This is a genomic window from Pseudomonas sp. NFIX10 (assembly GCF_900111955.1).
Lineage (GTDB): Bacteria > Pseudomonadota > Gammaproteobacteria > Pseudomonadales > Pseudomonadaceae > Aquipseudomonas > Aquipseudomonas fluorescens_AA.
The window spans coordinates 13,657-29,250 of record NZ_FOKH01000001.1 but is presented as its reverse complement, the minus strand read 5'-3'; the positions used below and the strand labels follow the sequence as shown (position 1 = coordinate 29,250).

Here is a 15,594-nt window from a genome sequence, read left to right as displayed (position 1 = left end):
AACCGGATGCGAAAAAAAACGCGCCGGGTGAGCGGCGCGTTGCGGATTCTAACAAAAAACAGGAGGGGTGCAGACAGCGATTGCTGTGGCCAACAATGCTGTGAGGATCACTCTGTGGGAGCAAGCCTTGCCACCCACAGCAGCCCACTCAGTGCTTGCTACCACCGGCACAGGTCGGCGAAGCCGGGGCCGCGTCGATCCGGGCCCATTCCTCGGGTGTGTAGGTGTGCAGCGCCAACGCATGGAATTCGCCCATCAGCTCGCCCAGCGTGCCATAGACCTTCTGGTGACGCTTGACGCGATTGAGCCCTTCGAACTGCTGGCTGACCACCACGGCCTTGAAGTGGGTCTGCAGGCCACGGCTGTGCATGTGGCTTTCATCCAGCACTTGCAAATGCTCGGGCTGCAACAGCCCAAGCGTTGATTCGATGCGTTGTTGCATACTCATACCGGGCTCCGCTTACGGCTTTTTCTTGGCTGGAGCGGCTTTTGGCTCGAGCTCGGCCGTCATGTCGGCCAGCAGCTTGTTGACCACCGGCACCGCGCTTTCCAGCTTGGCCTGGGTCAGTTGGGCCGATTGCTGGGTCAACTGTGGCATTTTTTCCAGGACTTTCTTGCCCAATGGCGACTGGTAGAAAGCGACCAGGTCCTTGAGCTCCGATTCGTTGAAGTTGCTGGTGTAGAGCTTGACCATGTCCGGCTTGAGCTTGTTCCAGCCGATGGCTTGGTCCAACGCGGCATTGGCCTTGGCCTGGTAGGTTTCCAGGGTGGCTTTTTTCGATTCGGGGGCCTTGGTCTGTTCAAAGCGCTGGGCGAACATCTGCTGCACTTGCATGTACACCGGAGTGCCCAGTTTGTCAGCGTGCGCCAGGGTCAGGAACGCTTCGGCGCTGGCGTTGTGGCTGGCGGTATCGGCGAAAACAGGGCCGCTGGCACACACCAGAGCAACTGCGGTACAGATGGCACGAAGACGGGTCATCGAGTTTCCTTTCATTACAGGCGAGGTAAAACCCCAAGGGCGACCATTCTGCGCCTAAAAAACGCCGGGGCTCAACCCCGATGGTTGTCGGGTCCGATTGACGGGCCGAAGCCACCGTTGCTGGATTGAGGGATGATTGAGGGAACCGGAGCCGCCCATCTAGGCCTAAACTGCGCATTCAGCCTTTAAGGAGTTTGACCCGATGAGCCGTATCGAAACCGACAGCCTTGGCCAGGTTGAAGTCCCGGACGACGCCTACTGGGGCGCGCAGACGCAGCGTTCCATGATCAACTTCGCCATTGGCAACGAACGCATGCCGCTGTCGGTGTTGCACGCCCTGGCGCTGATCAAGAAGGCCGCCGCGCGGGTCAACGACCGCAACGGAGACCTGCCCGCCGACATCGCCCGCCTGATCGAACAGGCCGCCGACGAAGTGTTGGCCGGCCAGCATGACGATCAGTTCCCGCTGGTGGTCTGGCAGACCGGCAGCGGGACCCAGAGCAACATGAACGTCAACGAAGTGATCGCCGGACGCGCCAACGAACTGGCCGGCAACCCCCGCGGCGGCAAGAGCCCGGTGCACCCCAACGACCACGTCAACCGTTCGCAGAGCTCCAACGACTGCTTCCCCACCGCCATGCACATCGCCGCCGCCCAGGCCGTCCATCAGCAATTGCTGCCGGCCATCGGCGAGCTGTCCGGCGGTCTCGCGGAACTGGCCGCGCGCCATATGAAGCTGGTCAAGACCGGCCGTACCCACATGATGGATGCCACGCCGATCACCTTTGGCCAGGAACTGTCGGCGTTCATTGCCCAGCTCGATTACGCCGAGCGGGCGATCCGCGCCGCGCTACCGGCGGTCTGCGAACTGGCCCAGGGCGGCACGGCAGTGGGCACCGGGCTCAATTCACCCCATGGGTTCGGCGAAGCGATTGCCGCTGAACTGGCGGCGCTGTCGGGCCTGCCGTTCGTCACCGCACCCAACAAGTTTGCCGCGTTGGCCGGCCATGAACCCCTGACCTCGTTGTCCGGTGCGCTGAAAACCCTCGCCGTGACCCTGATGAAAATCGCCAACGACCTGCGCCTGCTGGGCTCCGGACCACGCGCCGGGTTCGCCGAGGTGAAATTGCCGGCCAACGAACCAGGCAGTTCCATCATGCCCGGCAAGGTCAACCCGACCCAGTGCGAAGCCTTGTCGATGCTGGCCTGCCAGGTCATGGGCAACGACGTGACCATCGGTTTTGCCGCCAGCCAGGGGCATTTGCAGTTGAACGTGTTCAAACCGGTGATCATCCACAACCTGCTGCAATCGATTCGCCTGTTGGCCGATGGCTGCAGCAACTTCCAGCAGCACTGCATCGCCGGGCTCGAACCGGACGCCGAGCAGATGGCCGCGCACCTGGAACGCGGGTTGATGCTGGTGACCGCGCTGAACCCGCACATCGGCTACGACAAGTCGGCGGAAATCGCCAAGAAAGCCTACGGTGAAGGGCTGACCTTGCGCGAGGCGGCATTGCAATTGGGGTATCTCACCGATGAAGAGTTCGATGCCTGGGTGAGGCCGGAGAATATGTTGGAAGCGGGTAGCCAGGGCTGACGCCGTCCCTGTGGGAGCGAGCCTGCTCGCGATGGGGCCGGTCGGCTCGACATCCTCATCGCCTGCCAAGCCGCTTTCGCGGGCAAGCCCGCTCCCACAGGGAATCCATGTGAGCCGCAATATTGCATACACTGATGATTCACTGTGGGAGCGAGCTTGCTCGCGATGAGGCCGGCAGGCTCGACATCACTGTTGCCTCACAAGCCGCTATCGCGAGCAAGCTCGCTCCCACGACGGGCTAACGCCCGACCGCCAAACGCTCGCGCCGGGCCCTGAGCCCGGCGATCAACGAAGGCCCCAGGGCAACCAGCGCCGAACCCAGGACCACCAACACCGCCCCGCCATAGCCCAGCAGGTTGATCTGCTCGGCATGGACATAATCAGGCCACCACCAGGCCGCCATCGCCACCGCGGCAAAGGTCACCAGCGGCGTGATCGCCAGGGTCGCGCTGACCCGCGACGCTTCCCAATGGGCCAGGGCTTCGGCGAACGCGCCATAGGCAATCAGTGTGTTGAGGCAGCAAGCGAGCAACAACCAGCCTTGCAACGGGCTCAATTGCAGCGCCTCCAACGGATGCACCCAGGGTGTGAGCAGCAGCGCGCAGAACAGGTAGATCACCATCATCACCTGCAACGAATTCCACACCGTCAACAATTGCTTCTGGCCCAGGGCATAGAACGTCCAGACCGTCGACGCCAGCAACACCATCAGCACCCCGGCGGTGTAGTCGCTCAGGGACGTCAGCAACTCGCCCAGGCGCTGGTTGAAAAACAGCGTGAAACCGATCAGCAGCACCAGCAGGCCGATGCCCTGCCCCACGCTGAACCGCTCCTTGAACACGAACAGGCTGGCGACCAGCAACATGATCGGCCCCATCTGCACCACCAGTTGCGCGGTGCCGGGGCTCAAGCGATTCAGGCCCATCAGGTACAACACGTAGTTGCCCACCAGCCCGAGCACCGCCATCGCCACCAGCCAGCCGCCGCGAGGACCGAGCACCTTGCGACTGGGCAGGCGCCGGGTGGCCGCCAAATAGATGAGCAGCAGACCGCCGGATACCAGCAAGCGAAACCAGGTCACGGTGACCGGGTCCATCACTTGCAGCACTTGCTTGAGCTTGATCGGCAGGATTCCCCAGAGCAGGGCAGTCAACAGGGCAAGGAACAAGCCGTAGACCCAGCGACCGGACGATATGTGCATGCAACCCTCGAAGCCCAAGACAAAGAACGCCCATTCTAGGCATCTATCGCCCAGCAACACAGGAACAGTTGTGGATTAATTGAACCGGGTACGGATATGGCACATCGCCGCCTATCGGCTCGCCAAGCAGCCATCGACGCCAGCTCCTAAACTTCACTCAACCTGATCCCTCCGCCTCTTTTGGAGCCCTCTCATGCTCGGCAAACGCGCCCAGGACCTCGCCCCTGCGATGGTCTTTCCCAGTGACCGGATTTGCCGGATAAACGGCGAATTTTACTTCAACACCCGGGAAGGCACCCAGGAAGGGCCGTTCGCCAGTCGCGAAGATGCGTTGCGGGAGGTGGAGGCGTATGTACAGCGAATGCTGCGACTGACTCAGGTCGCCAGCTAGCACGACACCCACAGCTAGCACCACTTTCTTGTGGCGAGGGGATTTATCCCCGCTGGGTTGCGCAGCAACCCTAAAATCTACAAACACGGTGTATCAGGCTGACAGCGTTGTCTGCTTTGGGGCTGCTTCGCAGCCCAGCGGGGATAAATCCCCTCGCCACAAATAATTACTCTCGCCAACTGTCAGTTCGTAGGTTATCCCACCGCCTCGAACAACCCCGTAGCCCCCATCCCGCCGCCCACGCACATGGTCACGATGCCGTAACGCAGGTTGCGCCGTTGCAGCTCACGCACCAGATGCCCCACCTGCCGCGAACCGGTCATGCCGAACGGATGGCCGATGGAGATCGAACCGCCATTGACGTTGTATTTCTGCGGATCGATTTCCAGCCGGTCGCGGCTGTACAGGCACTGGGAAGCGAACGCCTCGTTGAGTTCCCACAGGTCGATATCGGCGATCTGCAAGCTCTTGGCCTTGAGCAGCTTGGGCACCGAAAACACCGGCCCGATGCCCATTTCGTCCGGCTCGCAACCGGCCACTGTAAAGCCACGGAAAAACGCCTTGGGCTTGAGCCCCAGGGCCAAGGCCTTGTCCAGGCTCATCACCAAGGTCATCGAAGCCCCGTCGGACAACTGCGAGGAGTTGCCCGCCGTCACCGAGCCGTCTTCGGCGAACACTGGCTTCAAGCCGGCCAGGCTTTCATAGGTGGTGTCGGGACGGTTGCAATCATCACGATCGACCACGCCATCGAGGATCTGCACGGCACCGGTGTTCTTGTCCTCGACGCGGTACTTGACCGCCATCGGGATGATTTCGTCATCGAACAACCCGGCCGCCTGGGCCTTGGCGGTGCGTTGCTGGCTCTGCAAGGCGTAGCGATCCTGCTCCTCGCGGCTGACCTGGTAACGACGGGCGACGATCTCGGCGGTCTGGCCCATGGGAAAATAAATCCCGGGCACCTGCTCCTTGAGCAGTGGGTTGATCAGGTTGTCGGTGTTGACGCTTTTCATCGTCAGGCTGATGGACTCCACCCCGCCGGCCACGATGATGTCGCTGCAACCAGAAGCGATCTGGTTGGCGGCGATGGCAATGGCTTGCAGGCCCGAAGAGCAGAAGCGGTTGAGGGTCATGCCGGCCGTGCCGATGCCCAATTTCGAGAGCACCGCCACGTTGCGCCCGATGTTGTAGCCCTGGGCACCTTCATTGGACCCGGCCCCGACGATGCAGTCCTCGACACTGGCCGGGTCGATGTCGTTGCGCGCCAGCAAAGCATTGACGCAATGGGCCGCCATGTCATCCGGACGGGTCATGTTGAACTTGCCACGAAAGGACTTGGCCAGGCCGGTCCGTACGCTGTCGACGATCACCACTTCACGCATGGCTGCACCTCATTGTTGTAGTCGGTTGAGAGTGGATCGAGCATAGATCCACTGGATAACCGACCGCGACAATCATTCACCTGGCGTATGCGCGCCCATCGCCCTAGCGCTTCTTCTTGCGAGCCTGTTTCGCACTGCGCTCGAAAGCCGCCTCCAGCGCCTGGTTGAGGGTGCGCAACACCTTGACCCGCGCCCAGCGCTTGTCGTTGGCCTCCACCAAGGTCCAGGGGGCGATCTCGGTGCTGGTGCGGTCGACCATGTCGCACACTGCCGCGCGGTAGGCATCCCACTTGTCGCGGTTGCGCCAGTCATCCTCGGTGATCTTGAAACGCTTGAACGGGATGTCCTCGCGCTCCTGGAAACGTTCCAGCTGGGTTTCCTTGTCGATGGCCAGCCAGAACTTGACCACCACCACGCCGGCATCGGCGAGCTGTTCCTCGAAGTCGTTGATCTCCCCGTAGGCCCGCAGCCAGTCGGCCTGGCTGCAAAACCCTTCGACCCGCTCCACCAGCACCCGGCCGTACCAGGAGCGGTCGAACATGGTGAACTTGCCGCGTGCAGGAATATGCCGCCAGAACCGCCACATGTACGGATGGGCGCGCTCTTCTTCCGTGGGCGCGGCAATGGGCACGATGTTGTATTGGCGCGGGTCCAGGGCCGCCGTGACCCGCCGGATCGCCCCGCCCTTGCCCGCCGCGTCATTGCCTTCGAATACCGCCACCAGGGCATGCTGGCGCATGCGTTTGTCCCGCAGCAGCCCGGCGAAGCGCGCCTGCTCGGTGATCAGCTGTTCTTCGTAGTCGGCCTTGTCCAGGCGCCGGGTCATGTCCAGGCTGTCGAGCAACGTGATCTGGCCATCCAACTCGGGCAGGGGCGCCACGCTGACCTTTTGCGGCTTGATCTTCGGCCGGTCCAGGGCCTGGCGCAAGCCGTCGAGCAGGATCCGCCCGACGGTGAGGCTGCGATAACAGCTGTCCATGCCTTCGATCACATGCCACGGCGCGTAATCGCGACTGGTGCGGCGCAGCACACGCTCGCCGTATTTGACGAACTTGTCATAGGTCTGGGATTGCTGCCAATCCAGCGGGCTGATGCGCCAACTGTGCAGCGGGTCATCCTTGAGCCCCTTGAGGCGGGCCTTCATTTGTTTCTTGGACAGGTGGAACCAGAACTTGAAGATCAGCGCGCCCTCATCGCAGAGCATTTTTTCCAGGCGTTCGGCCCCGGCGATCGCCTGGTCGAGCCGTGGGTCCTTGAATTCGCCATGGACCCGGCCTTGCAGCATCTGGCTGTACCAGTTGCCGAAGAAAATCCCCATGCGCCCCTTGGCCGGCAGCATCCGCCAATAACGCCACGCGGGAGGCCGCGCCAGTTCCTCGTCGGTCTGCTGGTCGAAGGTGCGCACTTCTATCAGCCGCGGGTCCATCCATTCATTGAGCAACTTCACCGTCTCGCCCTTGCCCGCGCCTTCGATACCGTTGATCAACACGATGACCGGAAACCGACCCTGCTGCTGCAACTCGAACTGCGCTTCCAGCAGTGCTTCACGCAGGGCCGGCACCTCGGCTTCGAAAGTGTCTTTATCGATGACGTGACCGATTTCAGCGGATTCAAACATGGACAGCTCCTTCCAGGGATTGGGGCAAGACTAGCGGATTGGATGCGGCCCTGTGCAGCAGATTCCATCAAGAACAACGCGGTGTTGCGATGGGTCAAGCAAGCGGATACCGATCGGCTAGAATGGCCACCTTGTTTCGACCGAGCCTGCCATGACGCCTGTACAGCACCACGCCCAACTCGACTGGGACGACCAGGGACGCCCGCGTTCGCGGGTGTTCGATGACGTGTATTTCTCCGATCAGTCCGGGCTGGAAGAAACCCGTTACGTGTTCCTCGAGCAGAACAACCTGGCCGAGCGCTTTGCCGCGCTGCCCTCCGACGGGCGCCTGGTGATCGGCGAAACCGGCTTTGGCACCGGTTTGAATTTCCTCTGCGCCTGGCAGTTGTTCGAACAATGCGCGCCGACCGGGGCGCGGCTGCATTTCGTCAGCGTCGAGAAGTATCCATTGACCCCGCAGGACCTGTGCCGGGCCCTGGCCCTCTGGCCGCAGCTCGCCCTCCAGGCCGAGCAACTGCTTGGGCAATACGTGGCGATCCATCAGGGTTTCCAGCGCCTGGTGCTGGCCAATGGGCGGGTGACGCTGACCCTGTTGATTGGCGATGCCCTGGAGCAGTTGCCGCAACTGGACGGGCAGATCGACGCCTGGTTCCTGGACGGTTTCGCACCGGCCCGGAACCCCGAAATGTGGACCGCCGAGCTGTTCGCCGAACTGGCCCGGCTGGCCGCACCCGGCGCCACCCTCAGCACCTTCACCAGCACCGGCTGGGTCCGGCGTTTGCTGAACGCGGCGGGCTTCAAGATGAAGCGCACGCCGGGCATCGGCCATAAGTGGGAAATCCTGCGGGGCGTGTTTCTTGGCTGGCCGGAGCAGACGGCGGCGCCATCCCCGGCAAAACCCTGGTACGCCCGCCCCGTGCCTCCCGCCGGCGAGCGCCAGGCCCTGGTGATCGGGGGCGGCCTGGCCGGTTGTGCCAGCGCAGCGAGCCTGGCCGCCCGTGGCTGGCAGGTGACGCTGCTGGAGCGTCATGCCGGGTTGGCCGAGGAGGCCTCCGGCAACCCCCAGGGCGTGCTGTACCTCAAGTTGTCGGCCCACGGCACCGCGTTGTCGCAGATGATCCTCAGCGGCTTCGGCTATACCCGGCGCGTGCTGGAGCAACTGCAACGCGGCGTTGACTGGGATGCCTGTGGCGTCTTGCAGTTGGCCTTCAACAGCAAGGAAGCCGAACGCCAGGCACAACTGGCCGACGCGTTCCCAGCGGATTTACTGCACTCCCTGGATCAGTCCGAGGCCCAGGCCCGATCCGGCATCGGCCTGGCCTGTGGAGGCTTGTTTTATCCCGAGGGCGGCTGGGTGCATCCGTCAGCGCTGTGTCGCTGGCAGGCCTCGGGACCGGCGATCGATGTGCAACCCCATCATGACGTGCTGCACTTGCGCCGCGTCGACGGCCAATGGCAGGCGTGGGACAGCGAACGCTGCCTGGCCAGTGCGCCGGTGGTGATCCTCGCCAGTGCTGCCGAGATCAAACGCTTCGAACCGGCTGCCGACTTGCCGCTCAAGCGCATTCGCGGGCAGATCACCCGTCTGCCGCAAACCCACCGCAGCCAGAGCCTGGCGACGGTAGTCTGCGCCGAAGGTTATGTGGCGCCACCGCGACAGGGCGAACACACCCTGGGCGCCAGTTTCGACTTCAATAGTGATGATCTGACCCCCACCGCCGCCGAGCACGCCGGCAACCTGCGGATGCTCGAAGAAATCTCCCACGACCTGGTGCAGCGCTTGAACGCCACTAGCTTGGACCCGGAGCACCTCGAAGGCCGCGTGGCGTTTCGTTGCACCAGCCCGGATTACCTGCCGATTGTCGGACCGTTGGCCGACCGCCAGGCCTTTACCGACGCCTATGCGGCCCTGGGCAAAGACGCCCGCCAAGTACCGGACACCCCTTGCCCGTGGCTCGAGGGCCTGTACATCAACAGCGGCCACGGTTCCCGAGGCCTGATCACCGCGCCCCTGTCGGGCGAGCTGATCGCCGCCTGGCTGGACAACGAACCGCTGCCACTGCCCCGCAGCGTGGCCGAGGCCTGCCACCCGAACCGGTTCGCGTTGCGGGCCTTGATCCGGGGCAAGGCTTAGCACCGACTTCTTAAGACATGTCACAACCCCTGTGGGAGCGAGCTTGCTCGCGATGGCGTTGGGTCAGTCAACTCAGAGGCCAACTGAGCCTCCGCTATCGCGAGCAAGCTCGCTCCCACAAGGATCACGCGACATTCAACCCAACCCCGCCCACCGGTTTATAACGCATCGATCTAAAACTCACAGCAATCCCTCCGGTCAGTTTCAGGGTACCTGCCCTTTTGGCAGGTGCTGCTTGACCCCTCCCCAACGGAAAAACCGGTAAGGACTTATGTGCGGATTAGCTGGAGAGTTACGTTTCGATCAACAACCTGCGGACCTTGCGGCCGTAGAGCGAATCACCCATCACCTGGCCCCTCGCGGCCCTGACGCGTGGGGTTTTCATAGCCAGGGGCCGATTGCCCTGGGCCATCGGCGCCTGAAAATCATGGACCTGTCGGACGGCTCGGCCCAGCCGATGATCGACAATCAACTGGGCCTGTCCCTGGCCTTCAACGGCGCGATCTACAACTACCCGGAACTGCGCACCGAACTCGAAGCCCTGGGCTACACCTTCTATTCCGGTGGCGACACCGAAGTACTGCTCAAGGGCTACCACGCCTGGGGCGAAGCACTGCTGCCCAAGCTCAACGGCATGTTCGCGTTCGCCATCTGGGAGCGCGATGCCAAGCGGCTGTTCATCGCCCGCGACCGCCTCGGCGTCAAGCCGCTGTACCTGTCGCGCACCGGCCAGCGGCTACGTTTCGCCTCGGCATTGCCGGCCCTGCTCAAGGGCGGCGACATCAACCCCATGCTCGACCCGGTGGCCCTCAACCATTATCTGAATTTCCACGCGGTGGTCCCGGCGCCCCGTACCTTGCTGGCCGGTGTTGAAAAACTGCCGCCCGCTACTTGGATGCGGATCGAAGCCGACGGCACCACCGAGCAGAAAACCTGGTGGACCCTGCCCTATGGCCCTCGGGCCGACGAACAGCACCTGAACCTGGAAGACTGGACCGACCGCGTGCTCGACAGCACCCGTGAAGCCGTCGCCATTCGCCAGCGCGCCGCCGTGGATGTCGGCGTGCTGCTGTCCGGGGGCGTCGACTCAAGCATGTTGGTGGGTCTGTTGCGGGAAGTGGGCGTGGAAGACCTGTCCACGTTCTCCATCGGTTTCCAGGATGCCGGCGGCGAGCGCGGTGACGAATTCCAATATTCGGACCTGATCGCCAAGCACTACGGCACCTGCCACCACCAACTGCGCATCGACGAAAAAGAGATCATCGAGCAACTGCCCGCGGCGTTCCGCGCCATGAGCGAGCCGATGGTCAGCCACGACTGCATCGCCTTCTACCTGCTGTCGCGGGAAGTGGCCAAGCATTGCAAAGTCGTACAAAGCGGCCAGGGCGCCGACGAGCTGTTCGCCGGTTACCACTGGTACCCGCAGGTCGATGGCGCCAGCGATCCGTACGCCGCCTATCGCGCTGCGTTCTTCGACCGCAGCTACGAAGAATATGCCGCCACCGTGCAGCCCAACTGGCTGACGGCCAATGACGCGGCCGGTGACTTCGTCAAGGAACATTTCGCCCAACCCGGGGCCGATGCAGCGGTGGATAAGGCCCTGCGCCTGGACAGCACCGTGATGCTGGTGGACGACCCGGTCAAGCGCGTCGACAACATGACCATGGCCTGGGGCCTGGAAGCGCGCACACCGTTCCTGGACTACCGCCTGGTGGAGCTTTCGGCCCGGGTCCCGGCGAAGTTCAAGCTGCCCGATGGCGGCAAGCAGGTGCTCAAGGAAGCCGCCCGACGGGTGATCCCCAGCGAGGTGATCGACCGCAAGAAAGGTTATTTCCCAGTGCCAGGCCTCAAGCATCTGGAAGGCCACACCCTGGCCTGGGTCCGCGAACTGCTGCTGGATCCGAGCCAGGATCGCGGCCTGTTCAACCCGGCCATGCTCGACCGCCTGCTCACCGACCCCAACGGCCAGCTCACGCCGTTGCGCGGTTCGCGGCTGTGGCAACTGGCGGCGCTGAACCTGTGGCTCAGCGAGCAAGGAATCTGACCGATGAAACCTCACGCAACCGTTCACAACCAACGCCTCTTGCGCGGCCAGGCGCCTTCTTACGAACGCCTGCAGGCACGCCTGGCCGAAGACGGCAGCGAATTGGGCGCCGACCCGATCGCGGTGCATTGCGGCTGGGGCCGACTGCTGATCGGCCACACCTTCCCGGACCCGGCGAGCCTGGGCCGGGAACTGCTCAACGAACAACCCGGTGAACGCGACATTGCCTTGTACGTGGCCGCGCCCCAGCAAGTGCTGGGGCTGGAACCGGCGCAACTGTTCCTCGACCCCTCCGACACCTTGCGCCTGTGGTTCAGCGACTATCGCCAGTCCACACGGGTGTTTCGCGGTTTCAGGATTCGCCGGGCCCAGAGCGAGACCGACTGGCAGGCCATCAACCAGCTCTACCAGGCCCGGGGCATGTTGCCCATCGACCCGCTGCGACTGACCCCGCGTCACGAGGGCGGCCCGGTTTATTGGCTGGCCGAAGACGACGACACCGGTACGGTGATCGGCAGCGTCATGGGCCTGAACCATCAGAAGGCCTTCAACGACCCGGAAAACGGCAGCAGCCTCTGGTGCCTGGCCGTCGATCCGCAATGCCCACGGCCCGGTGTGGGCGAAGTGCTGGTACGTCACCTCATCGAACATTTCATGAGCCGGGGTTTGAGTTACCTCGACCTGTCGGTGCTGCATGACAATCGCCAGGCGAAAAACCTCTACGCCAAACTCGGTTTTCGCAACCTGCCGACCTTCGCCATCAAGCGCAAGAACGGCATCAACCAGCCGTTGTTCCTCGGGCCGGGCCCCGAGGCGCAGTTCAATCCTTATGCGCGGATCATTGTCGAGGAAGCTCGCCGTCGCGGCATCGAAGTGCAGGTGGACGATGCCGAGGCCGGCTTGTTCACCCTCATCCACGGGAGCCGCCGGGTGCGCTGCCGCGAATCCCTGAGCGACTTGACCAGCGCCATCAGCATGACCTTGTGCCAGAACAAAAGCCTGACCCACAAGGTGCTGAAAAGCGCCGGCCTGAACCTGCCGGCCCAACAGTTGGCGGGTAACGCCGATGACAACCTGGCGTTCCTCGACGAGCACGAACGGGTGGTGGTCAAGCCGCTGGACGGGGAACAGGGCCAAGGCGTGGCGGTGGATCTGCGCACCATCGAGGAGGTGCAGAGCGCCATCGAGACGGCTCGGCAGTTCGATAGCCAGGTGTTACTGGAAAGCTTCCACGAAGGGCTGGACCTGCGCATCCTGGTGATCGGCTTTGAAGTGGTGGCGGCGGCGATCCGGCGTCCGGCGGAGGTGATCGGCGACGGCCGGCACACCATCGGCGCGTTGATCGAAGCCCAAAGCCGCCGACGGCAGGCGGCCACGGGCGGCGAAAGCAAGATCCCGATGGATGCCGAGACCCTGCGCACACTCAACGCGGCGGGGTTCGACTACGACAGCGTGCTGCCGGCCGGAGAACACCTGTTCGTCCGGCGTACGGCGAACCTGCATACCGGCGGCGTGCTGGAGGATGTCACCGCCATCCTGCATCCGACCCTCGTCGATGCGGCGGTGCGCGCCGCGCGGGCGTTGGACATTCCCATGGTCGGCCTCGACCTGCTGGTGCCGGCGGCCGATCAACCCGAGTACGTGTTCATCGAAGCCAACGAACGCGCCGGCCTGGCCAACCACGAACCCCAGCCCACCGCCGAGCGCTTTGTGGATTTGTTGTTTCCTCATAGCCAGACGGTGGCCTAGCAGAAGTGTGGTGCCTGAACAGTCCCCATCGCGAGCAAGCTCGCTCCCACATGGAATTTTTGGTGTTTATGCATTCTGTGTTCACTGCAGAAGCCCTGTGGGAGCGAGCTTGCTCGCGATAAGGCCAGTGCAGGCACCGTCATCCAACAGTCGGACTCACTCATCGAAACCATCGATGCGCTCAACCCATCAGGAGTTTCCATGATCAGTAAAATTCCCGAACCGGATCTCGAATACCTGCAGAAAGTCCTGCTGGAAATGCTCGCCATTCCCAGCCCCACCGGCTTTACCGACACCATCGTGCGCTACGTCGCCGAGCGGCTCGAGGAGCTGGGTATCGCGTTTGAAATGACCCGTCGCGGCACGATCCGCGCCACGCTCAAGGGTCGCAAGAGCAGCCCCGACCGGGCCGTCTCGGCGCACCTGGATACCATCGGTGCCGCGGTGCGGGCCATCAAGGACAATGGTCGCCTGACCCTGGCTCCGGTAGGTTGCTGGTCCAGTCGGTTTGCCGAAGGCAGCCGGGTCAGCCTGTTCACCGACACCGGCGTGATTCGCGGCAGCGTGCTGCCATTGATGGCGTCCGGGCACGCGTTCAACACCGCCGTGGACGAAATGCCCATCAGTTGGGACCACATCGAATTGCGCCTGGACGCCTATTGCGCCACCCGCGCCGACTGCGAGACCCTCGGGGTGGGCATCGGCGATTACGTGGCCTTCGATCCCCTGCCGGAATTCACCGAAAGCGGCCACATCAGCGCCCGGCATCTGGACGACAAGGCCGGGGTCGCGGCTTTGCTGGCGGCGCTCAAGGCGATTGTCGACAGCGGTGAAGAACTGCTGATCGATTGTCACCCGCTGTTCACCATCACCGAGGAAACCGGCAGCGGCGCCGCGGCCGCGCTGCCCTGGGACGTCAGCGAATTCGTCGGCATCGACATCGCGCCCGTCGCCCCCGGCCAGCACTCGAGCGAACATTCGGTCAGCGTGGCGATGCAGGACTCCGGAGGCCCCTACGACTATCACCTGTCGCGGCACCTGCTGAAACTGGCCAAGGAGAACGACATATCGGCACGCCGCGACCTGTTCCGCTACTACTTCAGCGACGCTCATTCGGCCATTACCGCCGGCCACGATAGCCGTACCGCCCTGCTCGCCTTCGGCTGCGACGCCACCCATGGCTATGAACGTACCCACATCGACAGCCTGGCCGCCCTCAGCCGCTTGCTCGGCGCCTACATTCTCAGCCCACCGGTGTTCGCCAGCGACGCACAACCGGCCCAAGGCTCGCTGGACCGCTTCAGTCACCAGATCGAGCATGATGCACAGATGGAAAGCGATACCCGGGTGCCGTCGGTGGATAGCCTGGTGGGGCAGCGGTCGGATAGCTGATCCAACACATCACTGTCTGGGCTATTGCCATCGCGAGCAAGCTCGCTCCCACACTTGAAATGCATTCCCCTGTGGGAGCGAGCTTGCTCGCGATGAGGCCGGAACAAGCAACCGCAAACCCCAGGCTAGCCGCAAAAGCCCATTGGCCGTAGCATCGCCTCATTGTCTAGCCGAGGTACCCCATGCTCATCCCCCACGACCAACTCGAAGTCGACACACTCACTCGCCTGATCGAGGATTTCGTGACCCGCGACGGCACCGACAACGGTGACGACACGCCCCTTGAAACGCGGGTTCTACGGGTCCGGCAAGCGCTGACCAAAGGCCAGGCGTTGATCGTCTTCGACCCCGAAAGCGAACAGTGCCAACTGATGCTCAAGCACGACGTGCCCAAGCACCTATTCGATTGAACACGCCTTGCGGGCGGCGTGGGCCTTTTTCCTCTGGATCTTTTCGTAGATTTCGGAGCGATGGACATCGACGTGCCGTGGCGCTTCCACGCCAAAACGCACGGTGGTGCCGCTGACCGACAGCACACGGACGGAAATATCGTCACCGATGGAAATCAACTCACCCACAGCGCGGCTTAATACGAGCATGGTTCTTGTCCTTAAGAATGTCTGGACCCTGACCATGCCCGGCCTGCTTTCCGTTCTCAAGACACCGGCGAGAATTCAGTAAGGCCCTACAAGCAAAGTTCTTGCGACTGAAGGAAACTTCCTGCAAAACCCTGCTGGACCGTAGGTGATTTCAGGACGCCGAGAACCGCGGGCCGAATAGAATCACGCTCGCCCCCAACACGCAGAGCGCCACGCCAATCCAGTCGGAACCCAGTGGCCGGACCCGCTCCACCACGGCCAGCCAGCCAATCGAGGCAATGATATAGATGCCGCCATAGGCGGCGTAGGCACGCCCGGCATACGTCGCTTCGATGCGAGTCAGCAGCAGGGCGAACAAGGTCAGGCTGAGCAGCGCCGGAGCGATCCACCAGGCGCTCTTGCCCTGGCGCAGCCACATCCAGAAGGCGTAGCAACCGGCGATTTCAAACAGCGCGGCGAGAAAAAACCACAAGTAATTGAGCATGCAGATGTCCATCAGGAAGGCCGAATG

Annotated in this window: 14 protein-coding genes; 7 read left to right on the top strand and 7 right to left on the bottom strand. The window is 63.0% G+C overall.

Annotated features, from left to right (window positions below):
* Positions 1-148: 148 nt before the first annotated feature.
* Positions 149-448 (bottom strand): BolA family protein, encoded by a 300-nt coding sequence (locus tag BM321_RS00145; RefSeq protein ID WP_060738604.1) that lies wholly within the window; start codon positions 446-448, stop codon positions 149-151.
* Between the two features lie 12 nt (positions 449-460).
* The gene (locus BM321_RS00140) at positions 461-979 is read right to left on the bottom strand and encodes a DUF2059 domain-containing protein (RefSeq protein ID WP_060738605.1); all 519 of its coding nucleotides are present in this window, start codon (positions 977-979) and stop codon (positions 461-463) included.
* Between the two features lie 202 nt (positions 980-1,181).
* Here BM321_RS00140 and BM321_RS00135 point away from each other — a divergent pair, with 202 nt between their 5' ends.
* A complete protein-coding gene (locus BM321_RS00135; protein WP_092167491.1) occupies positions 1,182-2,576 on the top strand; it encodes a class II fumarate hydratase in 1,395 nt (464 codons plus the stop codon).
* 238 nt (positions 2,577-2,814) lie between these two features.
* Here BM321_RS00135 and BM321_RS00130 read toward each other — a convergent pair whose 3' ends face one another.
* A complete protein-coding gene (locus tag BM321_RS00130; RefSeq protein ID WP_092441149.1) occupies positions 2,815-3,777 on the bottom strand; it encodes a DMT family transporter in 963 nt (320 codons plus the stop codon).
* A gap of 193 nt (positions 3,778-3,970) precedes the next feature.
* Between BM321_RS00130 and BM321_RS00125 the strand changes: the two genes are divergently transcribed.
* Positions 3,971-4,168: a DUF6316 family protein gene (locus BM321_RS00125; RefSeq protein WP_092327182.1), complete on the top strand. Its 198-nt coding sequence runs from the start codon at positions 3,971-3,973 to the stop codon at positions 4,166-4,168.
* A gap of 194 nt (positions 4,169-4,362) precedes the next feature.
* Here the strand turns inward: BM321_RS00125 and BM321_RS00120 are convergent, their stop codons facing one another.
* Both BM321_RS00120 and pap read right to left on the bottom strand, forming a co-directional pair.
* On the bottom strand, positions 4,363-5,547 hold the full coding sequence (locus BM321_RS00120) for a thiolase family protein (protein WP_092441148.1): 1,185 nt from the start codon (positions 5,545-5,547) through the stop codon (positions 4,363-4,365).
* 103 nt (positions 5,548-5,650) lie between these two features.
* Entirely contained in the window at positions 5,651-7,165 is a 1,515-nt protein-coding gene (pap, locus tag BM321_RS00115; protein WP_092327186.1) for a polyphosphate:AMP phosphotransferase, read from the bottom strand.
* Positions 7,166-7,316: 151 nt separating this feature from the next.
* Here pap and mnmC point away from each other — a divergent pair, with 151 nt between their 5' ends.
* From mnmC to BM321_RS00090, 5 genes are all read left to right on the top strand, one after another.
* Positions 7,317-9,299, top strand: coding sequence for a bifunctional tRNA (5-methylaminomethyl-2-thiouridine)(34)-methyltransferase MnmC2/FAD-dependent 5-carboxymethylaminomethyl-2-thiouridine(34) oxidoreductase MnmC1 (gene mnmC, locus BM321_RS00110; RefSeq protein ID WP_092441147.1), 1,983 nt, complete (start codon positions 7,317-7,319; stop codon positions 9,297-9,299).
* Between the two features lie 271 nt (positions 9,300-9,570).
* Entirely contained in the window at positions 9,571-11,343 is a 1,773-nt protein-coding gene (locus BM321_RS00105) for an N-acetylglutaminylglutamine amidotransferase (protein WP_092441146.1), read from the top strand.
* 3 nt (positions 11,344-11,346) lie between these two features.
* Positions 11,347-13,092 (top strand): N-acetylglutaminylglutamine synthetase, encoded by a 1,746-nt coding sequence (gene ngg, locus BM321_RS00100; protein WP_092441145.1) that lies wholly within the window; start codon positions 11,347-11,349, stop codon positions 13,090-13,092.
* Positions 13,093-13,293: 201 nt separating this feature from the next.
* Entirely contained in the window at positions 13,294-14,484 is a 1,191-nt protein-coding gene (locus BM321_RS00095) for an osmoprotectant NAGGN system M42 family peptidase (protein ID WP_092331834.1), read from the top strand.
* A 182-nt stretch (positions 14,485-14,666) separates the two neighbouring features.
* Positions 14,667-14,894 carry a YheU family protein gene (locus tag BM321_RS00090; protein WP_003199186.1) on the top strand — a complete coding sequence of 76 codons (228 nt, stop codon included), beginning with the start codon at positions 14,667-14,669 and terminating at the stop codon, positions 14,892-14,894.
* Here the strand turns inward: BM321_RS00090 and csrA are convergent.
* Together csrA and BM321_RS00080 are read right to left on the bottom strand one after the other, a co-directional pair.
* Entirely contained in the window at positions 14,883-15,083 is a 201-nt protein-coding gene (csrA, locus tag BM321_RS00085; RefSeq protein WP_092441144.1) for a carbon storage regulator CsrA, read from the bottom strand. The two genes, BM321_RS00090 and csrA, sit on opposite strands and share 12 nt — an antisense overlap.
* A 151-nt stretch (positions 15,084-15,234) precedes the next feature.
* Entirely contained in the window at positions 15,235-15,567 is a 333-nt protein-coding gene (locus BM321_RS00080; protein WP_092441333.1) for a YnfA family protein, read from the bottom strand.
* Between the last annotated feature and the right edge of the window lie 27 nt (positions 15,568-15,594).